The sequence below is a fragment of the Mycolicibacterium aurum genome (assembly GCF_900637195.1).
Taxonomy (GTDB): domain Bacteria; phylum Actinomycetota; class Actinomycetes; order Mycobacteriales; family Mycobacteriaceae; genus Mycobacterium; species Mycobacterium aurum.
Window position 1 is genome coordinate 1,056,265 of sequence record NZ_LR134356.1, and the last position, 26,021, is coordinate 1,082,285.

A 26,021-nucleotide genomic window follows, 5' to 3' on the forward strand; every position below is an offset into this window, starting at 1 on the left:
CCTAAAAGTGCGGCAGACTTGCAGCATGTCGGAAACCACGGGCCGGGTGCTCCAGCTGCTCGGACTGCTGCAGTCGCGCCGCGTATGGAGCGGTGACGAGCTCGCCGAGCGCCTCGGCGTCACGACACGCAGCGTGCGGCGCGACGTGGACCGGCTGCGCGAACTCGGCTACCCGGTCCAGGCCAGCACCGGCCACGGGGGCGGCTACCAACTGGGGGCGGGCGCGGTTCTGCCGCCGCTGCTGCTCGATCCCGAGGAAGCGGTGGCGATGGCCGTGTGCCTGCGCGTGGCAGCGGGCGGCAGCGTCGCCGGAGTGGGGGAGTCCGCACTGCGCGCGCTCAGCAAGCTCGACCAGGTCATGCCCGCACGACTGCGGTCCCAGGTCTCCGCCGTGCACGACGCCACCGTGACCCTGGGGGCAGCCACCGACACCCCGGTGGAGCCGGACGTCCTGATGACGCTGGCCCGCGCCAGCCGCGATCGCGAGCACGTCACCGCCGAATACGTCGACATCCGCGGCACCGTCACGCAGCGTCGCCTGGAGCCGTACCAGCTCGTCACCACCGGCCGGCGCTGGTATCTGATGTGTTTCGACCGCGACCGGTCCGACTGGCGCAGCCTGCGCCTGGACCGGATGTCACAGGTGCGCGCGGTGGGGACGACGTTCACGAGACGGGACGCGCCGGATGCGGCGGGTTATGTGCGTCGGGCCATCACCTCCTCGCCGTACCCCTACATCGCCCGCGTGCGCTATTTCGCACCGCAGGACGTTGTCGCGCAGACCTTTTCGGCCGCATCGGTGGACATCGAGCCGGACGGTCCCGACGCGTGCATCGTGACCGCCGGCGCCGACGACCCGGAACGGATGGTGCCCTGGCTGGCGATGCCCGGATGTGACTTCGAAGTGCTCGAGCCCCCCGAGGTCATCGAGGCCCTGCGGGCGGTGGCAGAGCGGATCGCCCGCGCCGGCGCCCGCTGACCCCGCCGATCGCCGACATTTGTGCCGGCCGAGGCCGTAGGGTGCTGGCGTGGACCTCATCTCCGCCGAATCGACGGAGCTGTTCACCGGCCCGCGCGACGCGCCGCTGCAGGTGGTTCGGGTGGCTTACCGCGGCTGTACCGCGCGCAGCGGGGTGCGTGTCGAGGGTTCCGGATTGCAGTCCGTCGGAGAGGCCGTCGCCGAGACCGGCGACGGAACCGTCGAGGTGGCCGTCGAGGTCACCGATCCGATTCCCGGTCAGCGGCGCGCCGCGCGCGCAGCGGCCGGCGACCGTGCGATCGACTTCGAGTTCACCGTCGCCGAACCCGGCTGGACGATGTACATGGTCAGCCACTTTCACTACGACCCGGTGTGGTGGAACACCCAGGCCGCCTACACCAGCGTCTGGACCGAGGATCCGCCCGGCCGGTGCCGGCAGACCAACGGCTTCGAACTGGTCAGCGCACACCTGGAGGCGGCACGGCGAGAACCCGAGTACAAGTTCGTGCTCGCCGAGGTCGACTACCTCAAGCCGTTCTGGGACACCCACCCCGAGGAGCGGGCCGACCTGCGCAGGCTGATCGCCGAGGGCCGGGTCGAGATCATGGGCGGCACCTACAACGAGCCCAACACCAACCTCACCAGCCCGGAGACTGCCATCCGGAATTTCGTGCACGGCATCGGCTTTCAGCGCGACGTGCTGGGCGCCGACCCGGCGACGGCCTGGCAACTCGACGTGTTCGGCCATGACCCGCAGTTCCCCGGCATGGCTGCCGATGCGGGCCTGACCTCCAGTTCGTGGGCGCGGGGCCCACACCACCAGTGGGGACCGATGGCGGACGGCGGCGACCCCGAACGCATGCAGTTCGCCAGCGAATTCGAGTGGATGGCCCCGTCCGGGCGCGGTCTGCTCACCCACTACATGCCCGCGCACTATGCGGCCGGCTGGTGGATGGACTCGGCGCCGTCGCTGCAGGAGGCCGAGGATGCCACCTACGCGCTGTTCGTGCAGATGAAGAAGGTGGCGCTGACGCGCAACGTGCTGCTGCCCGTCGGCACCGACTACACGCCACCCAACAAGTGGGTCACCGAGATTCACCGCGACTGGAATTCCCGGTACACCTGGCCGCGGTTCGTCTGCGCGCTGCCCAGGGAGTTCTTCGCGGCGGTACGGGCCGAGCTGGCGGCCGACGGCGTCGGTGCGTCGGCGCAGACCCGGGACATGAACCCCATCTACACCGGCAAGGACGTGTCCTACATCGACACGAAGCAGGCCAACCGGGCCGCGGAGAACGCGGTGCTGGAGGCCGAGCAGTTCGCGGTCTTCGCTGCGCTGTTGACCGGCGCCACGTACCCCGAAGCCGCACTGGCCAAGGCGTGGGTGCAACTGGCCTACGGCGCCCACCACGACGCGATCACCGGGTCGGAATCCGACCAGGTGTATCTCGATCTGCTCACCGGCTGGCGCGACGCCTGGCAGCTGGGCAGGACGGCGCGCGACACCGCGCTCACGCTGCTGTCCAGCGCGGTGGACGCCTCGGTGGTGGTCTGGAACCCGCTGTCGCACAACCGTTCCGATGTCGTCACCGTCCACCTGGACGAGCCGTTCACCGGACGCGTCGTCGACAGTCACGGCGACGATGTGCCAGTGCTGGCCGAACACGGCGGGCATGCGTTGACGTGGCTTGCCCGCGACGTGCCGTCGCTGGGGTGGCGGGCCTACCGGCTTGTGCCCGGCGACTCCGTGCACCGGTGGGAACCGTCGCCCGGCAACAGCATCGGTAACGAACACTTCGCACTTCAGGTCGACGGCGCCCGCGGCGGCGGGGTGAGTTCACTGGTGGCGGCCGGGCGTGAACTGATCGCCGACGGACGGGTCGGCAACGAGCTCGCCGTCTACGACGAATACCCGGCGCACCCCACCGCGGGGGAAGGTCCATGGCACCTGTTGCCCCGAGGTCCGGTGGTCACGTCGGCGCAGCAGCAGGCGACCTCGGTGCAGCGGTACCGCAGCGACCTCGGCGAACGACTGGTGGTCACCGGCGAGATCACCGGCGTGCTGCGCTACACCCAGACGGTGACGCTGTGGCGCGGCGTCGACCGGGTGGACTGCCGAACGACGATCGACGACTTCACCGGAGAGGACCGGCTGCTGCGGCTGCGGTGGCCGTGCCCGGTTCCGGGCGCCATGCCGGTCAGCGAGGTCGGCAATGCCGTGATCGGACGCGGATTCGGGCTGCTGCACCCGCCGGGATCATCCGAATCTGTTGACACCGCCGTGTTTCCGTACACCCTGGACAACCCGGCATACGGGTGGTTCGGTCTGTCGTCCGCGGCGCGCGTGCGGTTCCGCGAGCACGCGGTGCGTGCGGTGTCGGTGGCGGAAGTCATCGCCACCGCCGGCGTCGATGCCGAGGTGCGGGAGCTGATGGCCGCCCTGGCCAGGGCCGGCGTCACCGCCACCTGCAGTGTGCCCGGCGCGCCCCGCTACGGAGATCTGTCGGTCGACTCGAATCTGCCCGACGTCCGTATCAGTATCGGCAGCCCGGAGGAAAACTCCTTCACTGCAACAGTTCTCGACGCTCCGGCAGGTTCCTCGCGGATATGGATTCCCGCCGCCCGGCCGCTGCGCGACGTGTGGGTGCCCGGGGCCGACCTCCGAGACCCGCGGGCGCTGCCGGTTCTGGTGGTCGGCGCCGCCGGAGACACCGCGGGCGCGGTGGCCGCGCTGATCGCCGACCTCGCCGACGCCGAGATCGACGTCGATCAAGACGTCGACGAGGAGTTCGAGTCACGCACCGTGGCGGTGATCAACCGCGGAGTCCCCGGTTTCGCCGTCGACGCCGACGGCACCCTGCACACCTCGCTGATGCGATCATGCACCGGATGGCCGTCGGGCACCTGGATCGATCCGCCGCGGCGCACCGCGCCCGACGGATCCAACTTCGGGCTGCAACACTGGACCCACACCTTCGACTATGCGGTGGCCACCGGAGCGGGCGATTGGCGTGACGCCGATATTCCCTCTGCCAGTGCAGAATTCAACCAACCGTTGATCGCGGTGAGCGCGCACCACGACCCGACTCACGGCGGCCTACCGTCGTGGGGGTCGCTGCTGGAGGTGCAGCCGGAGCGCGCTGTGCGCATCGCCGCTCTCAAGACGCTCGGCAACCCGACCGCGCGCAGCAGCGTGCAGCACGCCGACCCCGCCGACGGGGTCGTCGTCCGCGTCGTCGAAACCCTCGGCCGATCCACCGAGGTGGCCGTGCAGTCCGGGCTACGCCACATCTCCGCGCCGCGACACCTGAACCTGATCGAAGGTCCGCTCGACGGCGACACCGGTACGCCGCACCTGCACGGCTATGAAATCGCCACCCTGCGCACCGAGTTGAACCTGCCCCGGGTGCTCGATGCCGCGCAGATGTCGCTGGCGCCCGACGCCGAACCTGTGCAACCGCTCTATGCCAGGTACTGGCTGCACAACCGCGGGCCCGCTCCACTCGGTGGGCTGCCCGTGGTCGCCCACGTGCATCCACACCGGCTCGATGCCGCGGCGGGAGCCGTTGTGCCGCTGCGGCTGACCGCCGCCAGCGACGCGACCGACACCGCGCTGCACGGCGTGGTGCGGCTGGTGGGTCCGGCGGGATGGGAACTGGGGATGTCGGAGCTGCCGTTCGTCCTCCCGCCCGGTGAGTATCTGGAGTCGACGGTCGAGGTCGGCATCCCCGCCGACGCCGCACCCGGTCTCTATCCGGTGCGCGCCGAGCTGGCCGCCACGGGTGCCGCGATCCCTGCGTCCTGGCATCAGACCGTCGAGGACGTCGCGATGATCTCGCTCGGCGAGCATGGCGACCGGGTGCTGCGTCTGCTCACCGAGCCCCGTGGCGTCGACCTCACCGCCGGCGAGGTCGCCACGCTGCGCGTCACCGTCGCAACCGACGCCTATGCCGACCTCACGGTGGAGGCGCACGTGATATCTCCGTGGGGAACCTGGGAATGGTTGGGGCCCAACATCGTCGGCGGCATCGTGCCGGCGCGGGGAAGTGTGGAGCTGGTCTTCGACGTCACGCCGCCACCGTGGACTGAACCGGGCAGGTGGTGGGCGCTGATCCGGGTCGCGTGCGCGGGAGAGCTCGTGTATTCGCCCGCCGTCCCTGTGGAGGTCCGGTGAGCGGCTGGGCGGCCACCGTCGGGTCCGAGATCATCACCGTCGCCGACGTCGACGCTCGTGAACGCGAGGTCCGGGCCGGCGTCCGAAGCCACGCTCTGCCGCGTCCCGGCACCAGCGAGGCCCGGCAGCTTCGGCGCTGGCTCACGCAGGTGCTCGTCGCTGAAAGAGTGGTCGCGACAACCCCGTTGGGCGCCGATGTCGCACCGGTGCCGACCGAGGACGACGTCCTCCCCGACACCGTCGCGCGGATGGAGGTCGGCAGCGTCGCGGCGGCGACGCTGAGCGCGTACCGCGGCCGCGCCGTCTACGCGATGGTGACGGCGGGAGTCGCGGTCACCGACGACGAGGTGACCGCCTATCACGTCCGTAACCCGCACCGGTTCGGCACGGCCCGCCCGGTCGGAGGCGGCTGGAGCGGTGCGCCCTCTGCCGCACCCTTCGAGACGGTGCGAACCGCAATCGCCACGCATCTGCTGGCCGCCGCCCGCCGGCGCGAGTACCGCCGGTGGCTGGACGCGCGGTGCGCCCGCATCGCCGTGCTGGCCGAGGGTTATGAGCATCCCGGGGATCCGCGCCAGCCCGACAACACCCACAGGCACTGATGAGCGCTCGCGCGAAGAAGAGACGGAACTGATGAGCGAACTCGTCCTGGCCCTCGACATCGGCGGCACGAAGATCGCCGCCGGGTTGGTCGACACCACCGGCACCCTCGTCCACCGTGCGCAGCGGCCCACGCCGGACGGCGATGCCGAGACGGTCTGGCAGACCGTGGTGTCGCTGCTGACCGAGACGCAGGCGTCGGCGGACGGAGCGATCATCGCCGTGGGTATCGCCTCGGCCGGGCCCATCGACGTCCCCGCCGGCACCGTCAGTCCGATCAACATCGCCGAGTGGCTGCATTTCCCGATCGTCGACCGCGTCGCCGCGCTGACCGGACTTCCGACGCGCCTTGGCGGCGACGGCCTGTGCATGGCACTGGGGGAGTGGTGGTGCGGGGCGGGTCGCGGCGCCCGGTTCCTGCTCGGGATGGTCGTGTCGACCGGCATCGGCGGCGGCCTGGTCCTCGACGGTGCGCCCTATCACGGTCGGACCGGTAACGCCGGCCACGTCGGACACGTCGTCGTCGAACCTGGGGGAGCCCTGTGCACCTGCGGCGGTCACGGCTGCGTCGAGACCGTCGCATCGGGTCCGCACCTGGCGCGGTGGGCGCGCGAGCACGGATGGGTGGCCCCGGCGGGGGCCGACGCGAAGGAATTGGCCGAGGCTGTGGGACGCGGCGACCCGGTGGCACTGCGGGCTTTCGCTCGCGGCGCGGACGCCCTCGCGGCGATGGTCGCGTCGGTGGCGGCGGTCTGCGACCTCGACCTGGTGGTCATCGGGGGCGGCGTCGCGAAGGCGGGTGGGGTGCTGTTCGATCCGCTGCGGGCGTCACTTGCGTCCTACGCCGGGCTGGACTTCATCCGCGGACTGCAGGTGGTGCCCGCCGAACTCGGCGGCGACGCGGGCCTGGTCGGTGCCGCCTACCTCGCTCGAGGGTGAGGCGCGTTTTGGCTGATCGGGCCGGGGCGCGCTATTCTGGCTCGGTTCCACCGAAGACCGTCGGTTACCGAGAAATCGGTTGAAGGTCCGGGAGAAGTCCCGGCGGCCCACGCAGGAGGACGAGGCTGGTGCCGTTAGCTCGGCACGTGTGCGCCCCGACCTGTCTGTGTCGGGGCGCTTTTCTTTTCCCGGGTTGTGACCGTGCGGCTCCGAGGCGGAGCGACCGAAACCAACCACGAGGAGGCATGCATGGCCAAGGCTGAAAAGGCCACCGCGGTTGCCGACATCGCCGAGCAGTTCAAGGAGGCGACGGCGACAGTCGTCACCGAATACCGCGGACTGACCGTCGCCAACCTCGCCGATCTTCGCCGCTCACTGGGCGAGTCCGCCACCTACACGGTCGCCAAGAACACCTTGGTGAAGCGTGCAGCGGCGGAGGCCGGCGTCGAAGGTCTCGACGAGCTGTTCGCGGGTCCCACCGCGATCGCGTTCGTCAAAGGTGAGGCCGTCGACGCTGCCAAGGCGATCAAGACCTTCGCCAAGGACAACAAGGCGCTGGTCATCAAGGGCGGCTACATGGACGGCCGCGCGCTGTCCGTGGACGAGGTCAACCGCATCGCGGACCTCGAGTCCCGCGAGGTGCTGCTGGCCAAGCTGGCCGGCGCGATGAAGGCGAATCTGTCCAAGGCTGCTGCCCTGTTCAACGCTCCGGCGTCGCAGGTCGCACGTCTGGCTGCCGCACTGGAAGAGAAGAAGGCCGCTGAGGAAGCTGCGTAGTCAGCGCTTCATCGACTTTCCCGAGCACAACCCACTAGCCAAGAAGTAAGAATCAGGAAGGACCAATCATGGCCAAGCTTTCCACCGACGACCTGCTCGACGCGTTCAAGGAACTGACGCTGCTGGAGCTGTCGGAGTTCGTCAAGAAGTTCGAAGAGACCTTCGAGGTCACCGCGGCCGCTCCGGTCGCCGTCGCCGCCGCGCCGGGTGCCGCCGCTCCCGCCGAGGCTGCCGAAGAGCAGTCCGAGTTCGACGTCATCCTCGAAGGTGCCGGCGAGAAGAAGATCGGCGTCATCAAGGTCGTCCGCGAGATCGTCTCCGGCCTGGGCCTCAAGGAAGCCAAGGATCTGGTCGACAGCGCCCCCAAGCCGCTGCTCGAGAAGGTCACCAAGGAAGCCGCTGAGGACGCCAAGGGCAAGCTCGAGGCTGCCGGCGCATCGGTGACCGTCAAGTAGGAAATCTCGACGACGCGCGTCGGCATCCGACGAACGTCAAGCTGTGGGGCTGGTCTGGCAAACGGACCGGCCCCACAGTAGTTTGTGCACCCGGTGTGCGATCGAGTGTTCGCAGACCGTGTGTGGCGCGGCAGGTGGGTAGGTTACAGTGACTCAAGCCACAGGCGTGAATGCCTGTGGCTGGGGTTTTGGCACTGGCGAGAGGAATTCGCGTGGGCATCGGCATTCAGGTTGAGGGACTGACCAAGTCCTTCGGGTCCCAGCGAATCTGGGAGGATGTCACGTTCGACCTCCCCGCAGGTGAGGTGAGCGTTCTGCTCGGCCCCTCCGGTACCGGCAAATCGGTGTTCCTCAAGTCCCTGATCGGCCTGCTGCGCCCCGAGCGCGGCAAGATCATCGTCGACGGCACCAACATCATCGAGTGCTCGGCCAAGGAGCTCTACGAGATCCGCACGCTGTTCGGCGTGATGTTCCAGGACGGCGCGCTGTTCGGCTCGATGAGCCTGTACGACAACACCGCGTTCCCCCTTCGTGAGCACACGAAGAAGAAGGAAAGCGAAATCCGTCAGATCGTGATGGAGAAGCTGGACCTCGTCGGCCTCGGTGGCGACGAGACGAAGTTCCCCGGCGAGATCTCCGGCGGTATGCGCAAGCGTGCCGGCCTGGCCCGTTCCCTGGTGCTCGATCCGCAGATCATCCTCTGCGACGAGCCGGACTCCGGTCTGGATCCCGTCCGTACCGCGTACCTGTCGCAGTTGCTGATCGACATCAACGCCCAGATCGACTGCACCATCTTGATCGTGACCCACAACATCAACATCGCCCGCACCGTGCCCGACAACATGGGCATGCTGTTCCGCAAGAAGCTGGTGATGTTCGGGCCCCGCGAGGTGCTGCTCACCAGCGACGAGCCCGTGGTCAAACAGTTCCTCAACGGCCGCCGCCTCGGTCCGATCGGCATGTCCGAGGAGAAGGACGAGGGCACCATGGCCGAAGAGCAGGCCATGGCCGACGCGGGTCACCACGACGGCGGTGTGGAAGAGATCGAGGGCGTGCCCCCGCAGATCCAGGCCACACCGGGCATGCCGGAGCGTCAGGCTGTCGGCCGGCGCCAGGCCCGGGTGCGCGAGATCATGCACACGCTGCCGCCCGCCGCGCAGGAAGCCATCCGCGAGGACCTCGAAGGCACGCAGAGCTATTCGTCGAACGAGTTCCGCGGCGACGACACCGCAGCGCATCACCGCAGCGAAGACGACGCTCCCACCGGCCGCATCCCGGTCGCCGGCGAGCGCTGACCCCGCCCGCTGGGCATCCTGCACCGGTGACACCGGTCATCTGCATGTGACGGCTGTCGTGACAGCTGTCATCAGCTATGTCATCGCTGTTAACTGAGTGGTCTCTGTTGCCTGCGTGATGGGCACAGTCTGCTGTTGCTGATTATCGGCGGCGTGCCGCCGTCGCAACCCACGTGCGCGTAGCGCATTTGTCACGCCATCTGCCCTGGTCGCGGAATCGCAGGTGAGCGCTGCAAATCTTGGTGGAACTGGAATGCAGGGTGCCGCCGTGTGTTCGCCTTGAAAGGTGGCCGCGCTCGCTATAAAGTTTGCCAAGATCGCACATCCGCGGTGAAAGTGCTCCTAGAAGTCATTCACCAGTCGACATTCCGCGATCGCTGACACACAGGAGAAGAATGGTCGACCGCTATCGAGTCTGGCTGGGGGCAGGCGTACTAGCGGGGGGAATGTCGGCAGCGATGCTGGTAGGGGCCGGGGTGGCCTCCGCCGACGATGCGGCGTCGTCGAACGCTCAACCGTCGTCGGGGTCCGACGACACCGGCGACAAAGCCGACAGCGACAAGGGCGACACCGACGAGGCCGACACCGACACGTCGGACCGCGATCCGAGCGGCGTGGACGACACCGACGACTCGGCGGCAGGTCCGGCGCTGGACGACGATGCGGACGAATCCGGCGCAGCAGACGAGACGGAGACCGCCGGCAGCGCCGGGCATCGCAGGAAGTCCCGTGCCGCGGAGCGCCAAGCCGAACCGACGTCGAGCGGGGTAGTCGAGACGGCGGACCGTCCGGGCGTCGCGGGCGGGGACGACGCATCCCAGCCGATGCCGGAATCTGACCAAGAGCCGGAGGCCGGTCCCGCTCTGGGCGCGGCGCCGGCGGAGTCGGCCGACACCGAGCCCGCCGCTGACGAAGACGCGATCGACATCGATACGCCGACCCCGTTTGTGTCCAGCATCGAAACCGACCTGGGATCGAGCGGCGGTGCGGCCGTCATGCAGATCGCGGCGACCAGAGCCGCCTGGCCGGGTTCGACGGGCGCACCCAACCTCTTCACCGTGATCAGCGACGTCTTCTCCAACGTCTACACCTGGTACACCGACACGATGCAGTTCATCGCCGGGCCCGCCCGCGCACCCTTCGGTAGCAGGGTGCGGGTCGAGAGCTCGGATCTGATCATCGGCGACGGCGCCGTCGTCTCGGCGGACTGGTACTTCCCGCCGGGCAGCACGCCCACCGGCCTGATCTACTTCCAGCACGGAATGCTGGCCACGTCCCGGTTCTACAGCGCCACCGCGGCCTACCTCGCGGAGAAGACGAACAGCATCGTCGTCGCGCCGACCCTGACGTGGAATCCCTTCGACTGGCAGAACTATCCGCTGATGCTGCCGAGCACCCACCGCGCCATCGCCGATCTGTTCACCGGCGACCGCACGGCCCTCACCGCCAGCGCGCAGGCAGCCGGGTGGCGAGGAACCTTACCGACCCGGTTGGTGCTGGCAGGTCATTCGGCCGGCGGCGGGCTGGTCGTGGGCACGGCCAGGTACCTGGTCCAGAACGGTGACGCACGCACTCTCGCCGGTGTGGTGATGCTCGACGGAGCCGGCATCGGCGGACTCATCGATCTGGATCTCGCCAAGATCCCGCACTCGATTCCGGTCTACAACCTGGGTGCGGCGCCGAGTTCCTGGAACGCCGACGGCCATGCGGGACGCCGGCTCGCCCACGCCCGGCCCGACATGTTCACCGGAGCGGTGGTGCCGGGTGGCCGCCATTCGGACTCGATGCAGAGTTCCAGCGCCGCAGTCCAGATCCTGGCGTATCTCGCGACGGGTTTCTCGGCTCCGCTGAACATCGTCACCAACCAGCTGCTGTCCGCGGGGTGGATCAGTGACATGTTCCACGGCACCCACACGTCGAATCTCTACGCATCGTCGGCGTCGCCGGTGAGCGTCCTGGCGCATGCATGGCTTACTCCGAGCCGCGGTGCACAGACCGCCCGCGCAGCCTCCCGCCCGTCCGTTGCGGGCGACGCGTGCCCCGCCGGCTCAACTGCCTTGAACTGCGTCGATGCGTCGCTATAGAGCATCGTCCTAGACGATGCGCAGGCTGGCGCGGCGTCTGCTGCGTGAGCGAAATCGTTGATTCGGGCAAAGTGCTACGACGCCCACACCACCGCGATACGGTTTGCCGGGTTTCTGACGAAGGGGTCACTGATGATCGACCGGCTGACGGTCTTGTTGGGGGCCGGCGTGATCACTGTCGGCGTATCGGCGGGGCTGCTCGCCGGTGCCGGCGTGGCGGTGGCGACGACGGAGTCGGGAACGGCCGGTGCGACCACCACGTCGGAGTCGTCCGACTCCGGCACCAAGGAACGCAGCGGTTCGGACACCGACGCTGACAGCGCCGAGACGGACACGGACGCCCCATCCAACGACACCGACGCCGACGACACAGACGCCGACGACACCGACGTAGACGCCGACGCCGACGACGCGGGCGATGCGGACGGTGACACCGCGATCGACACCGCGCCCGAGACCGCGGCCGGTGGAAAAGACGAAGACACGGCGCCGGACGCCGACGCCGACCAGGGTGAGGTGTCCGACACGGCGGCCGACCCGGGCACCGATATCGACGACTCCGACGCCGCCGAGTCCATCCAGCCTTCCGAGCCTTCCGATCCTTCCTTGCCCGCCGAGCCCGCCGAGCCCACCCGCACGACGAGCGTCGACACGACCGTCGCTGTGCCCCAGCCGCTCGCGGTCGAGCCCACGACCGTGGTGGAGCCGCTCGCGACGATGACGGCCGCCGACGCGGCGACCCAGTCGGCGGCCACGCCCCCCAGGCAGACACTGCTCAGCCTCATCGGCGCCGTCATCTTCAACCTCTACTCGGTCGCCATCCAGGTGCTCGGCGGTCCGCCCCAGCTGCCGGCGGGCAGCAGCGTCACGGTGAAGAGCTCGACGCTGCGGATCGACTGCGGCCAGGGCTACGACGTGCCCGCGGACTGGTACGTGCCCGAAGGCGCCACGCCGACCCGGCTGATCTACTTCCAGCACGGCTTCATGGCGGCGGGACCGTTCTACAGCTACACCGCCGCGCGTCTCGCCGAGGCGACGCACAGCATCGTCGTCACGACATCGCTCACCTCCAACTTCCTCGCCTGCGACGGCTGCTGGGTCGGCGGCTCGCCGATGCACAAGGCGGTGGCGGACCTGTTCGTCGACGGCAACACCGCGCTCGCCCAGAGTGCGCTGGCCGCCGGCTACAGCAGCACGCTGCTCGACGGGATCGAGAAGATCGGGCTCACCGGCCATTCCGCGGGCGGCGGGCTGGCCGCGGGTGCGGCCGGCTACATGACCCAGAACGGCACGTTCGGCAAGCTCGCGGGAGTGGTGATGCTCGACGGCGTGGGATTCGGCGACGTCACCCCGGAGGCGCTGGCGAAGCTGCCGCAGGACTTCCCGATCTACAACCTTGCCGCCAGGGCCTACTACTGGAATCTCTCGGGGACGACGAACACGTCGATGGAGGCGTGGCGGCCCGGCGGCTTCAACGGCGTCAAGCTCACCAACAGCTCCCACGGGGACGCGATGAGCGGCGGCAACCCCTTCGTGCAGATCGCGATGAACCTCGTCACGGGGTGGCCGAAGCCCGCGAACGTCGACGCCGCCGAGAAGATCAGCGCCGCGTGGTTCAACGACATGTTCACCGGCACCCCGCCGTCACCCGAGTCCGGTTACTACGGGACGCCGGGGAGCACGCTGGAGTTCGACACCACCCGGGGCACGGCAACCGCCTACGTACTGCCGGGGCCGGTGGACCGCCAGACGCTGCTCGACTGGCTGTTCACCTTCGCGGCCAAGATCGTATTCGGGATCGACTTCGCCACCTGCGCCGACGACCCGTCGCCCAATCCGGCGCGAATCGCAGAATTGCCGCGACCAAACACCGCGTTATCTCTTGACGGAAGGGCGAAAGCGGGCCAATCTATTGGCCAGCAATGTGTACACGGATGACAGCAGTGTGGGCCGCCAGCCAGCGCCCTTCCGCTTCGTCGTGCACGGGTTGAGGAATACGCCCTTCTGCGCTACTGTTGGACGTTGCGCTGGCTGCATCCTGCCCACCCTTTCGAGATTCGCACCGCCCACGTGGTCCTAGCCTGAGCCTTGCTCAGCGATCTAGACGCGTGCCGTGCGTACGGGAGGCCTGGTGAAGCCGGCCGAACCGACGCAGATGCGCGACAAACACGGATTCCGGCCCCTCCGGCTTTCCGAAGAGTCGCATTAGGTGCTGGAAGGATGCATCTTGGCAGGGTCCCGCCAGATCGAGTCAACCACTAACAACTCCGTTCCCGGAGCACCAAATCGAATTTCTTTCGCCAAACTCCGCGAGCCGCTTGAGGTTCCGGGGCTACTTGACGTTCAGACAGAGTCTTTCGAGTGGTTGATCGGCGCAGAAGATTGGTTCCAGCGGGCTGTCGATCGCGGTGACGTCGACCCCCGGGGCGGTTTGCAGGAAGTCCTCGAAGAGCTCTCGCCCATCGAGGACTTCTCCGGCTCGATGTCGCTGTCGTTCTCCGATCCGCGCTTCGACGAGGTGAAAGCCCCCGTCGACGAGTGCAAAGACAAGGACATGACGTACGCGGCTCCGCTGTTCGTCACGGCCGAGTTCATCAACAACAACACCGGCGAGATCAAGAGCCAGACGGTCTTCATGGGTGACTTCCCGATGATGACCGAGAAGGGCACCTTCATCATCAACGGCACCGAGCGTGTCGTGGTGAGCCAGCTCGTCCGTTCGCCCGGTGTGTACTTCGACGAGAACATCGACAAGTCCACCGAGAAGACGCTGCACAGCGTCAAGGTGATCCCGGGCCGCGGCGCCTGGCTCGAGTTCGACGTCGACAAGCGCGACACCGTCGGTGTGCGTATCGACCGCAAGCGTCGTCAGCCCGTCACGGTGCTGCTCAAGGCGCTCGGCTGGACCAACGAGCAGATCGTGGAGCGCTTCGGCTTCTCCGAGATCATGATGAGCACGCTGGAGAAGGACAACACCGCAGGCACCGACGAGGCGCTGCTGGACATCTACCGGAAGCTGCGACCGGGCGAGCCCCCCACCAAGGAGTCCGCGCAGACCCTGCTGGAGAACCTGTTCTTCAAGGAGAAGCGCTACGACCTGGCCCGCGTCGGCCGCTACAAGGTCAACAAGAAGCTGGGCCTCAACGTCGGCCAGCCGATCACCAGTTCGACGCTGACCGAAGAGGACGTCGTCGCGACCATCGAGTACCTGGTCCGCCTGCATCAGGGCGACCAGACGATGACCGCGCCCGGTGGCTCCGAGGTGCCCGTCGAGGTCGACGACATCGACCACTTCGGCAACCGTCGTCTGCGTACCGTCGGCGAGCTGATCCAGAACCAGATCCGCGTCGGCCTCTCGCGTATGGAGCGTGTCGTGCGTGAGCGCATGACCACCCAGGACGTCGAGGCGATCACGCCGCAGACCCTGATCAACATCCGTCCCGTCGTGGCGGCGATCAAGGAGTTCTTCGGCACGTCGCAGCTGTCGCAGTTCATGGACCAGAACAACCCGCTGTCGGGTCTGACCCACAAGCGCCGCCTGTCGGCGCTGGGCCCGGGTGGTCTGTCCCGTGAGCGCGCCGGCCTCGAGGTCCGCGACGTGCACTCCAGCCACTACGGCCGGATGTGCCCCATCGAGACGCCGGAAGGCCCGAACATCGGCCTGATCGGTTCACTGTCGGTGTACGCGCGGGTCAACCCGTTCGGCTTCATCGAGACGCCGTACCGCAAGGTCATCGACGGTCAGGTCACCGACGAGATCAACTACCTGACCGCCGACGAGGAGGACCGCCACGTCGTGGCGCAGGCCAACTCGCCGATCGATGCCGACAACCGGTTCACCGAGTCGAAGATCCTGGTCCGCCGTAAGGGCGGCGAGGTCGAGTTCGTCACGGGCACCGAGGTCGACTACATGGATGTCTCGCCGCGCCAGATGGTGTCGGTCGCGACGGCCATGATCCCGTTCCTCGAGCACGACGACGCCAACCGCGCCCTGATGGGTGCCAACATGCAGCGCCAGGCGGTTCCGCTGGTGCGTAGCGAGGCACCGCTGGTCGGTACCGGCATGGAGCTCCGTGCCGCCATCGACGCCGGTGACGTGGTTGTCGCCGACAAGGCCGGCGTGATCGAAGAGGTCTCCGCCGACTACATCACCGTGATGGCCGACGACGGCACCCGGCACACCTACCGGATGCGCAAGTTCGCCCGCTCCAACCACGGCACCTGCGCCAACCAGCGTCCGATCGTGGACGCCGGGCAGCGTGTCGAGTCGGGTCAGGTGCTCGCCGACGGTCCGTGCACCGAGAACGGTGAGATGGCTCTGGGCAAGAACCTGCTCGTGGCGATCATGCCGTGGGAGGGCCACAACTACGAAGACGCGATCATCCTCTCCAGCCGTCTGGTCGAAGAGGACGTGCTCACCTCGATTCACATCGAGGAGCACGAGATCGACGCCCGCGACACCAAGCTGGGCGCCGAGGAGATCACCCGGGACATCCCGAACGTCTCCGATGAGGTGCTGGCCGATCTCGACGAGCGCGGCATCATCCGCATCGGCGCCGAGGTTCGCGACGGCGACATCCTGGTCGGCAAGGTCACGCCCAAGGGCGAGACGGAGCTGACCCCGGAAGAGCGTCTGCTGCGTGCCATCTTCGGCGAGAAGGCCCGCGAGGTCCGCGACACCTCACTGAAGGTGCCGCACGGCGAGTCCGGCAAGGTCATCGGCATCCGCGTGTTCTCGCGCGAGGACGACGACGAGCTGCCGGCCGGCGTCAACGAGCTGGTCCGCGTCTACGTGGCCCAGAAGCGCAAGATCTCCGACGGTGACAAGCTCGCCGGACGCCACGGCAACAAGGGCGTCATCGGCAAGATCCTGCCGATCGAGGACATGCCGTTCATGCCGGACGGCACCCCGGTGGACATCATCCTGAACACCCACGGTGTGCCGCGTCGTATGAACATCGGCCAGATCCTGGAAACCCACCTCGGGTGGGTCGCCAAGGCCGGCTGGAACATCGACGTCGCAAGCACCCCGGAGTGGGCGGCGAACCTGCCCGAGGACATGCTGTCGGCCCCGGCGGACAGCATCGTGGCCACCCCGGTGTTCGACGGTGCCCGCGAGGGTGAGCTGGAGGGTCTGCTGGGCTCGACGCTGCCGAACCGCGACGGAGACGTCATGGTCAACGCCGAGGGCAAGTCGCAGTTGTTCGATGGCCGTAGTGGCGAGCCGTTCCCGTACCCGGTGACGGTGGGCTACATGTACATCCTGAAGCTGCACCACCTTGTGGACGACAAGATCCACGCCCGCTCGACCGGTCCGTACTCGATGATCACGCAGCAGCCGCTGGGTGGTAAGGCGCAGTTCGGTGGTCAGCGGTTCGGCGAGATGGAGTGCTGGGCCATGCAGGCCTACGGCGCCGCCTACACGCTGCAGGAGCTGCTCACCATCAAGTCCGACGACACGGTGGGTCGCGTCAAGGTGTACGAAGCCATCGTCAAGGGCGAGAACATCCCCGAACCCGGTATCCCGGAGTCGTTCAAGGTGCTTCTCAAGGAGCTGCAGTCGCTCTGCCTGAACGTCGAGGTGCTGTCTTCGGACGGCGCGGCGATCGAAATGCGTGACGGCGACGACGAGGACCTGGAGCGCGCTGCTGCCAACCTCGGCATCAACCTGTCCCGCAACGAATCCGCATCTGTCGAAGACCTGGCCTGATCGTTCAAGTTTCTAATCCCGAAAGGGGAAAGGGAGTTACGTGCTAGACGTCAACTTCTTCGATGAACTCCGCATCGGTCTCGCGACCGCGGACGACATCCGCAACTGGTCCTTCGGCGAGGTCAAGAAGCCGGAGACCATCAACTACCGCACGCTCAAGCCAGAGAAGGACGGCCTGTTCTGCGAGAAGATCTTCGGACCTACTCGCGACTGGGAGTGCTACTGCGGCAAGTACAAGCGTGTCCGCTTCAAGGGCATCATCTGTGAGCGCTGCGGCGTCGAGGTGACTCGCGCCAAGGTGCGCCGTGAGCGGATGGGCCACATCGAACTGGCCGCACCCGTCACGCACATCTGGTACTTCAAGGGCGTGCCCTCACGTCTGGGCTACCTGCTGGACCTGGCTCCGAAGGATCTCGAGAAGATCATCTACTTCGCGGCCTACGTGATCACCGCGGTCGACACCGAGATGCGTCACAACGAGCTGTCCACGCTTGAGGCCGAGATGGCCGTCGAGCGCAAGGCGATCGAGGATCAGCGCGACGCCGACCTGGAGGCCCGGGCCCAGAAGCTCGAAGCCGACATGAAGGAGCTCGAGGAAGAGGGCGCGAAGTCCGATGTGCGCCGCAAGGTGCGCGACGGTGGCGAGCGCGAGATGCGCCAGCTGCGCGACCGGACCCAGCGTGAGCTGGACCGGCTCGAGGAGATCTGGACGACGTTCACCAAGCTGGCTCCCAAGCAGCTGATCGTCGACGAGCTGCTCTACCGCGAGCTGCAGGACCGCTACGGCGAGTACTTCGAGGGCGCCATGGGCGCCGAGTCGATCAAGAAGCTCATCGAGACCTTCGACATCGACGCCGAGGCCGAGAGCCTGCGCGACACCATCAAGAACGGCAAGGGCCAGAAGAAGCTGCGCGCGCTCAAGCGACTCAAGGTCGTCGCGGCGTTCCAGACCAACCGGAACTCGCCGATGGGCATGGTCCTCGACGCCGTCCCGGTGATCCCGCCGGAACTGCGCCCGATGGTCCAGCTCGACGGTGGCCGCTTCGCGACCTCGGATCTCAACGATCTGTACCGCCGCGTGATCAACCGCAACAACCGTCTCAAGAGGCTGATCGATCTCGGTGCCCCTGAGATCATCGTCAACAACGAGAAGCGGATGCTGCAGGAGTCCGTGGACGCGCTGTTCGACAACGGTCGTCGCGGCCGTCCGGTCACCGGACCGGGCAACCGTCCGCTCAAGTCGCTGTCGGATCTGCTCAAGGGCAAGCAGGGCCGGTTCCGTCAGAACCTGCTCGGCAAGCGTGTCGACTACTCGGGCCGTTCGGTCATCGTCGTCGGCCCGCAGCTCAAGCTGCACCAGTGCGGTCTGCCCAAGCTGATGGCACTCGAGCTGTTCAAGCCGTTCGTGATGAAGCGCCTGGTCGACCTGAACCACGCGCAGAACATCAAGAGCGCCAAGCGCATGGTCGAGCGTCAGCGTCCCCAGGTGTGGGATGTCCTCGAAGAGGTCATCTCCGAGCACCCGGTGCTGCTGAACCGCGCACCAACGCTGCACCGCCTCGGTATCCAGGCCTTCGAGCCGCAGCTGGTGGAGGGCAAGGCCATCCAGCTGCACCCGCTGGTCTGCGAGGCGTTCAACGCCGACTTCGACGGCGACCAGATGGCCGTGCACCTTCCGCTGTCGGCGGAGGCGCAGGCCGAGGCCCGCATCCTGATGCTGTCCTCGAACAACATCCTGTCGCCCGCGTCGGGCCGCCCGCTGGCCATGCCGCGTCTGGACATGGTGACCGGTCTGTTCTTCCTGACCACCGAGATCGACGGTGACACGGGTGAGGGCGCCGCGGCAGCCAAGGATCAGGCGGAGACCGGCGTGTACAGCTCGCCGGCCGAGGCCCAGATGGCGGTGGACCGTGGCGCGCTCAGCGTGCGGGCCAAGATCAAGATCCGGCTGACGTCACAGCGTCCGCCGGCCGAGGTCGAGGCCGAGCAGTTCCCGGACGGCTGGAAGATGGGCGACGCCTGGTTGGCCGAGACCACCCTGGGCCGTGTCCTGTTCAACGAGCTGCTGCCGCGGGGCTACCCGTTCGTCAACAAGCAGATGCACAAGAAGGTCCAGGCGTCGATCATCAACGATCTCGCCGAGCGCTACCCGATGATCGTGGTCGCGCAGACCGTCGACAAGCTCAAGGACGCCGGCTTCTACTGGGCCACCCGTTCGGGTGTCACCATCGCCATGTCCGACGTGCTGGTGCCGCCGCAGAAGCAGGAGATCCTCGAGCGCTACGAGGCGGAAGCCGACGGCATCGAGAAGCAGTACCAGCGCGGCAAGCTCAACCGTGACGAGCGCAACGAAGCACTGGTCAAGATCTGGCAGGACGCGACCGAAGAGGTCGGTCAGGCGCTGAAGTCGCACTACCCGAAGGACAACCCGATCATCACGATCGTGGAGTCGGGTGCCACGGGTAACTTCACCCAGACGCGGACGCTGGCCGGCATGAAGGGTCTGGTGACAAACCCGAAGGGTGAGTTCATCCCGCGCCCGATCAAGTCCTCGTTCCGTGAGGGCCTGACGGTGCTGGAGTACTTCATCAACACCCACGGCGCCCGTAAGGGTCTGGCGGATACGGCGCTTCGTACCGCGGACTCGGGTTACCTGACCCGTCGTCTGGTCGACGTGTCGCAGGACGTCATCGTGCGCGAGACCGACTGTGAGACCGAGCGTGGCATCAACGTCACCTTGGCCGAGCTTCAGGCCGACGGACCGCTGCTGCGTGATCAGCACATCGAGACGTCCGCCTACGCGCGGACGCTGGCCACCGACGCGGTCGATGCCAACGGCACCGTGATCGTCGAGCGTGGACACGATCTCGGTGATCCGGCGATCGACGCTCTGCTGGCCGCAGGCATCACCGAGGTGAAGGTCCGCTCCGTGCTGACCTGCGCCACGGGCACCGGCGTGTGCGCCATGTGCTACGGCCGTTCGATGGCGACCGGCAAGCTGGTCGACATCGGCGAGGCGGTCGGCATCGTGGCCGCGCAGTCCATCGGCGAGCCCGGCACGCAGCTGACCATGCGTACCTTCCACCAGGGTGGTGTCACCGGTGGCGCCGACATCGTCGGTGGTCTGCCCCGTGTGCAGGAACTGTTCGAGGCCCGTATCCCACGGAACCGTGCCCCGATCGCCGACGTCTCAGGGCGTATTCGCCTCGAGGAGAGCGAGAAGTTCTACAAGATCACCATCGTTCCCGATGACGGGGGCGAAGAGGTCGTGTACGACAAGCTCTCGCGTCGTCAGCGGCTGAAGGTGTTCAAGCACGACGACGGCTCCGAGCGTCTGCTGACCGACGGCGACCACGTCGAGGTCGGGCAGCAGCTGCTGGAAGGCTCCGCCGACCCGCACGAGGTGCTCCGCGTCCAGGGCCCCCGCGAGGTGCAGATCCACCTCGTCAAGGAGGTCCAGGAGGTGTACCGCGCGCAGGGTGTGTCGATCCACGACAAGCACATCGAGGTCATCGTCCGGCAGATGCTGCGTCGCGTCACGATCATCGATTCGGGTGCGACGGAGTTCCTGCCCGGCTCGCTGACCGAGCGCGGCGAGTTCGAGACCGAGAACCGTCGGGTGGTCGCCGAGGGCGCCGAGCCCGCGGCGGGTCGCCCGGTGCTGATGGGTATCACGAAGGCATCGCTGGCCACGGACTCGTGGCTGTCGGCGGCGTCGTTCCAGGAGACCACTCGCGTGCTGACCGATGCGGCGATCAACTGCCGCAGCGACAAGCTGCAGGGTCTGAAGGAGAACGTGATCATCGGCAAGCTGATCCCGGCCGGTACCGGCATCAACCGGTACCGCAACATCCAGGTGCAGCCGACCGAAGAGGCCCGTGCTGCGGCGTACACGATCCCGTCCTACGAGGATCAGTACTACAGCCCGGACTTCGGCCAGGCGACCGGCCCCGCGGTGCCGCTGGACGATTACGGTTACAGCGACTACCGGTAGGCAGTAGCAACGGAAAGGCCCCCACTCCCGCTTTCGGGAGGTGGGGGCTTTTTCGTTGGGCTGATTCGCGGGCCGAATCCGTAGACACTCGACGGCATGCGGACGACGTCGCGCGGGTTCGGTATCCACTACACCGTGGACGGCGCGGGTCCGCCGCTTATGCTGCTCGGGGGAACGATGCTGGCGGCGCGGCACTGGGCCGATCTGGGCTATGTCGACGCGCTGGCTCGCGACTGGAAAGTCGTCAACGTCGACCCGCTCGGGCACGGCGACAGCGACCGGCCCCATGACGCCGACTGCTACACCGCCGAGGGGGTGACGGCGGATCTGGTCGCCGTTCTCGACGCCGAACATATCGAGCGGGCGACGATCTGGGGCTACTCACGGGGCGGCTGGCTCGCCTGCGGACTGGCCGGTCGGCACCCGGAGCGCGCCGCGCACCTTGTGGTGGGCGGCTATGCCATGCACGCACATGACGCGGAGGCCGCCCGGATGCTGATTCCGCTCGCCGGCTTTCTCCGCGCGGGCGACTGGGCGGCCGTATGGCGGGCATTCGGTGTGTCCGACAAAGCGTTTCGCAAGATGATCGAGGACACGAACGACCCTCTGGCGGTGGCGGCGGCCATCGAGGGCTCCCTGCGTCCCACCCGCTTCGTAGACCCGGCGTCGATCAGCTGCGCGGCGACCTACTACGCCGGATCGCGCGACTGGATCATGCCGCACGTGCGGGCGGACGTCGAGGCGTTGGAGCAAGTCGGTGCGACGCTCGACGTCATCGCGGGCGGAACTCACCTCGGCACCTATTTCGGCGAGGTGCGCCCGGTGCTCGCTGCGGTGACCGCGCGGTTGAGCGACCGCGGTTAGCAAACGTCGTCGCCATCGGTCTCCGCGATCGACGCAGATGGTTGCATAGGCAACCATCTGCGTGAAGGGTCCCCCGGCGTGTCGTGGTGATCGCCCGGAATCGGGCCGATCAGCAATGCCGTTGCGAGTATCGTCGCGGTCATGTTGACCACGCTGGCAGCGCATGAGGTGGAGCGTCGGGAGTTCTGGCATCAGCTCTGCCCCCACATGTCGATCGACGGAGGCGGCCGCGCGGTGCCGGCGTCGGTCGGCGATACGGGTCTGCTCATGTCAGACCTGAAACGGGAGGGCTACATCCAGGTCCCCGACGCGTTCGCCGAGCACGCCACCGCGCCGATCCGGGACGCCGTCACGACGCTCACCCAGCGCGGGATCCCGCTGCCGTTCGCCTTCGTCTACGACGAGTTGTGGCTCGCCTTCCAGGGCCTGTCGACGTTCCTGTCGACGGTGCTGGGCGAGGGGTATCGCGCGCTGCCCGACTTCTGGGTCTGGTACGTGCCGCCGAACGAGAATGCGTGCGGATGGGGCCCGCACCGCGACCGTGTGCAAACGACGCTGGACCACGACAACTCACCGCACACGCTGACGGTCTGGCTGCCGTTCACCGATGCGACGCCGCTCAATGGATGCATGTATGTGCTTCCAGCGCACCATGATCCACGCTTCGTCGAGCGGCGCTGGGACGGTGACGGCAACAACGTCGTGCAGAATCCACAGGACATCCGCGCCCTGCCTGCCACCGCGGGCAGCCTGCTCGCGTGGAATCAGGCGGTCCTGCACTGGGGCAGCCGGGGCAGCAGGCTGGGAAAGGCCGCCCGGATCAGCGCCGCATTCGAGTTCCAGCGGGGCGACAAGGCACCGTTCAACAGTCCACTGCTCGACCCGGGCCGACTGCCGTCGTTCACTGAACGCCTCGGACTGATCGGCAAGCAGGTGCTGCAGTACCGCCACATGTACCCGCTCAGCGACGACGTCGCGGCGGTCGCGACGACGCTGTTCGACGCCTACATGCCGCGCACGACGGTCTCGATCCGGGGCTGACCCGGGCTGTCACAAGGCGCCTCTAGACTCGGCGTCGTGCTCATTGGTTCGCATGTCCACGGAGACGATCCCCTGGCGGCGGCGCAGGCCGACGGTGCCGACGTCGTCCAGTTCTTCCTCGGTAACCCGCAGAGCTGGAAGAAACCCCCGCCCCGCGACGACGCCGACGTGCTCAAGGCGTCGCCGGTGCCCATTTATGTGCACGCGCCGTACCTGATCAACGTCGCGTCGGCCAACAACCGGGTGCGCATCCCGTCTCGAAAGATCCTGCAGGACACTTGCGATGCGGCGGCGGAGATCAACGCGACGGCGGTCATCGTGCACGGCGGGCACGCCGACGACAATGACATGGACGCCGGCTTCGAGCGGTGGGTGAAGGCGCTGGCCAGCCTCAAGACCGACGTGCCCGTCTATCTGGAGAACACCGCCGGCGGCGACCATGCGATGGCCCGCCACTTCGACACCATCGCCCGACTGTGGGACCACATCGGCGACACGGGCATCGGGTTCTGTCTGGACACCTGCCATGCGTGGGCGGCCGGCGAGGCGCTGATCGACTCTGTGGAGCGGATCAAGGGCATCACCGGACGCATCGACCTGGTGCACTGCAACGACTCCCGTGACGCCGCGGGTTCCGGCGCGGACCGGCATGCCAACTTCGGCACCGGCCAGATCGATCCGCAGCTGCTGGTCGCTGTGGTCGAGGCTGCCGGTGCTCCGGTGATCTGCGAAACCTCGGACGAGGGCCGCAAGGACGACATCGCGTTTCTGCGCGAGCACCTCGGCTGAAATCTGACGGCTCGCCGCTGAACGGCGGCTGAACGGCGGACGGCCCCGCGGTTAATTAGGCTGACGCCGAGATTCAGCCCGTTCTCGCGTCGAAAGGCCTTTGTGTCCGCGATCGACCAGCAGTCGACAAGCTTGGCGCCGGCCGCTGCTGTGCGAAACGCCGCATCGCGTACTCGCCGGCTGCGGTTCGTACGGTGGACTGCCGTCACGGTCTGGGCCGTCGTCGTCATCTGGCGCACCGTGACCGAGGGCTTCGCCTTCAACCGTGAGCTGTTGTTGCTCTACATCTGCACCGGGCTGATCGCCGCAAGCATCGGTCAGGGCAGACGCGTGTTCTACGTCGTCCGGGACTGGCTGCCGTTCGCGCTGGTGCTGATCGCCTACGACTTCAGCAGGGGAGCGGCCCTGCTGGTCGGGACACCGACGCTGTGGCAGTGGCAGGCCGATGCGGACCGCGCGATGTTCTTCGGGACGATGCCGACAGTGTGGCTGCAGGAGCAGCTCAAGCTGCCCCACCCGCCCTGGTGGGAGGTGGTGATCAGCAGCGTCTACATGTCGTTCTTCATCCTCCCGTACGTGATTGCCGGAGTGCTGTGGCTGCGTAACCGTGACGAGTGGAAGTCCTTCGTGCGGCTGTTCGTCGGGCTGTCGTTCACCGCGCTGGTGATCTATGCGCTGGTGCCTGCCGCGCCGCCGTGGGCGGCCGCGCGGTGCACGCCTGCCGACGTCGAGGGCGGACCGTCGGATCCCGGGTGCATGTTCAGGTCGGCGCGCGGCGTCCCCGACGGCGGCGTCCTGGGTGCCATGCAGAGCGCCCAGCCCGGTGCCAACGACTGGATCGAGCGCATCGTCGGTCGCGGGTGGGGCAAGCTCAACCTGCACAGCGCCAGTTCACTGATCGACCAGGGGCAGGCGAGCGTGAACCTGGTGGCGGCGATCCCGTCGCTGCACGCGGGCTTGTCGATGGCGATCGCGGTGTTCCTCTGGACCAGGGTGAGCACCTGGTGGCGGCCCGTGCTGGTGGCCTATCCGCTGATCATGGGGTTCACCCTGGTCTATACGGCCGAGCATTACGTCATCGACCTGCTGCTGGGGTGGGCGCTGGCAGCGGTGGTGATCGTCGTGCTGCGGCAGTTCGAGCGCCGTCAGGCGGCCAAGATCCGCGAATAGCTCTGCTGCGCACCGTTTTCGAGCGATGAACGCTTCTCGAGCAGCATCACGCAGTGCATCGCGAGGTCGAACGAGCCGTAGCAGTGATGGGCGATCAGCGCGAGGTGCTTGAGTTGCTCGTCGGTGAGCGAGTCCGGTCGGGAGAAGTCGCGGACGTAGACCATGTCGGCCTCGAGAAGCTGGTTGAGTGCCCAGCGCGGGTCGTCGTTGACCACATACGGCGCGATCGGCCACTTTTTGATCGCGGCGAAGCAGTGCGGGATGAAGCCCTGGCTGCGTAGCTCCAGGTCGACGTCACCGAGGCTCGGCTGATCGCGGTACAACGTGACGAAGGAGACCTCGGTCTGGATCGCCACTGTGTCGGCGAGCTTCGCCCGGCCATGCTGGAATACGGCCAGCTCGCCGCCCTGGATGTCGATCTTCAGATAGTCGATGTGCTCGATAGCCGCGATGTCGTCCAGCTTCTGCGTGGCCAACGGCACCCGGTCGATCACCTCGCCGTAGGGCTCCAGTACCTCGAACAGGCTCAGCGTGTGCGGATCCGGGTCGTAGAGGCTGGTCATGCCCGACCCGCGGCAGATGTTGAGGGTGTGTTCGGCGCCGTCGCCGACCGCATGGGGGAGATAGCGTTCGTGCGGCCCCTTGCCGGCCTGCAGCGCCCGTAGCGCGTCGGCCTGCGGCTCGAAGCCGGTGACCCGGCACAGGCCAGACGCCAGCATCGGACGGTAGGGCGGCTCCCCGTCGATGGGATTGGCGCCGATGTCGACAACGTCGGTCAGGCGCTGTGGCGCCAGCAGATCTCTCAAAGCAGTGGTCATAAGGGTCGCCCTCACGCGATCGTTTCGCACGTCGGCACAAGCGAAACGTATGTACCGTTCGTGCGGAGGAGGTTCCGGAGAACTCATTGGTCAGCCCGGCGTCCCTGCCGTTAGCTGGACCGATGGCCCGTTTCGTTTTTTGGCTGATCAGACATGACTTGGTGGCACCGAGGCAACCCTCCGACTCTTCTGTGCCTGTTTGCTGGAGTCTGAATTTTCGAGTGGATCACCGCTATGGCCCGCATTCCGGACTGTGTTGACTGCCTGCGCATCTCGGTGCCGTCGCCGGGTGCGTGTCCACGGGGGGCGTCGCCCCTGCGGCGATGTGCGGGACG

The 26,021-nt window shown here is 67.3% G+C and carries 16 protein-coding genes; 15 read left to right on the forward strand and 1 reads right to left on the reverse strand.

Annotated elements, in window-relative coordinates; genetic code table 11:
* Positions 1 to 25 precede the first annotated feature (25 nt).
* The 15 genes from EL337_RS05085 (at position 26) to EL337_RS05160 (ending at position 24,868) form a co-directional block, all read left to right on the forward strand.
* Positions 26 to 979 carry a helix-turn-helix transcriptional regulator gene (locus EL337_RS05085; protein ID WP_048635001.1) on the forward strand — a complete coding sequence of 318 codons (954 nt, stop codon included), beginning with the start codon at positions 26 to 28 and terminating at the stop codon, positions 977 to 979.
* Between the two features lie 49 nt (positions 980 to 1,028).
* Positions 1,029 to 5,150, forward strand: coding sequence for a glycoside hydrolase family 38 N-terminal domain-containing protein (locus EL337_RS05090; protein ID WP_048635002.1), 4,122 nt, complete (start codon positions 1,029 to 1,031; stop codon positions 5,148 to 5,150).
* Positions 5,147 to 5,752 (forward strand): DUF7158 domain-containing protein, encoded by a 606-nt coding sequence (locus EL337_RS05095; protein ID WP_048635003.1) that lies wholly within the window; start codon positions 5,147 to 5,149, stop codon positions 5,750 to 5,752. Before EL337_RS05090 ends, EL337_RS05095 begins: the two co-directional genes overlap by 4 nt.
* A gap of 31 nt (positions 5,753 to 5,783) precedes the next feature.
* Positions 5,784 to 6,689: an ROK family protein gene (locus tag EL337_RS05100; RefSeq protein WP_048635004.1), complete on the forward strand. Its 906-nt coding sequence runs from the start codon at positions 5,784 to 5,786 to the stop codon at positions 6,687 to 6,689.
* Between the two features lie 249 nt (positions 6,690 to 6,938).
* A complete protein-coding gene (rplJ, locus tag EL337_RS05105) occupies positions 6,939 to 7,466 on the forward strand; it encodes a 50S ribosomal protein L10 (protein WP_048635023.1) in 528 nt (175 codons plus the stop codon).
* A gap of 68 nt (positions 7,467 to 7,534) precedes the next feature.
* Positions 7,535 to 7,921: a 50S ribosomal protein L7/L12 gene (rplL, locus tag EL337_RS05110; protein ID WP_048635005.1), complete on the forward strand. Its 387-nt coding sequence runs from the start codon at positions 7,535 to 7,537 to the stop codon at positions 7,919 to 7,921.
* A gap of 212 nt (positions 7,922 to 8,133) precedes the next feature.
* Positions 8,134 to 9,216: an ABC transporter ATP-binding protein gene (locus tag EL337_RS05115; protein ID WP_048635006.1), complete on the forward strand. Its 1,083-nt coding sequence runs from the start codon at positions 8,134 to 8,136 to the stop codon at positions 9,214 to 9,216.
* 458 nt (positions 9,217 to 9,674) lie between these two features.
* A complete protein-coding gene (locus EL337_RS05120) occupies positions 9,675 to 11,300 on the forward strand; it encodes an alpha/beta hydrolase (protein WP_232786912.1) in 1,626 nt (541 codons plus the stop codon).
* Between the two features lie 132 nt (positions 11,301 to 11,432).
* Entirely contained in the window at positions 11,433 to 13,238 is a 1,806-nt protein-coding gene (locus EL337_RS05130; protein ID WP_048635008.1) for a hypothetical protein, read from the forward strand.
* A 271-nt stretch (positions 13,239 to 13,509) separates the two neighbouring features.
* Positions 13,510 to 17,010 (forward strand): DNA-directed RNA polymerase subunit beta, encoded by a 3,501-nt coding sequence (gene rpoB / locus EL337_RS05135; RefSeq protein ID WP_048635009.1) that lies wholly within the window; start codon positions 13,510 to 13,512, stop codon positions 17,008 to 17,010.
* A gap of 40 nt (positions 17,011 to 17,050) precedes the next feature.
* Complete coding sequence (locus EL337_RS05140; RefSeq protein WP_048635010.1) at positions 17,051 to 21,004, forward strand: DNA-directed RNA polymerase subunit beta'; 3,954 nt, start codon at positions 17,051 to 17,053, stop codon at positions 21,002 to 21,004.
* 96 nt (positions 21,005 to 21,100) lie between these two features.
* Positions 21,101 to 21,868 carry an alpha/beta fold hydrolase gene (locus tag EL337_RS05145; RefSeq protein WP_048635011.1) on the forward strand — a complete coding sequence of 256 codons (768 nt, stop codon included), beginning with the start codon at positions 21,101 to 21,103 and terminating at the stop codon, positions 21,866 to 21,868.
* A gap of 141 nt (positions 21,869 to 22,009) precedes the next feature.
* Positions 22,010 to 22,909, forward strand: a complete 900-nt coding sequence (locus EL337_RS05150) for a phytanoyl-CoA dioxygenase family protein (RefSeq protein ID WP_048635012.1) — start codon at positions 22,010 to 22,012, stop codon at positions 22,907 to 22,909.
* A gap of 36 nt (positions 22,910 to 22,945) precedes the next feature.
* Positions 22,946 to 23,698: a deoxyribonuclease IV gene (locus EL337_RS05155; protein WP_048635013.1), complete on the forward strand. Its 753-nt coding sequence runs from the start codon at positions 22,946 to 22,948 to the stop codon at positions 23,696 to 23,698.
* A 102-nt stretch (positions 23,699 to 23,800) separates the two neighbouring features.
* On the forward strand, positions 23,801 to 24,868 hold the full coding sequence (locus EL337_RS05160; RefSeq protein WP_109860242.1) for a phosphatase PAP2 family protein: 1,068 nt from the start codon (positions 23,801 to 23,803) through the stop codon (positions 24,866 to 24,868).
* On the opposite strand, the gene EL337_RS05165 is transcribed toward EL337_RS05160, so the two are convergent.
* Positions 24,844 to 25,686, reverse strand: a complete 843-nt coding sequence (locus tag EL337_RS05165; RefSeq protein WP_048635014.1) for an FkbM family methyltransferase — start codon at positions 25,684 to 25,686, stop codon at positions 24,844 to 24,846. The genes EL337_RS05160 and EL337_RS05165 overlap by 25 nt on opposite strands.
* Positions 25,687 to 26,021 lie beyond the last annotated feature (335 nt).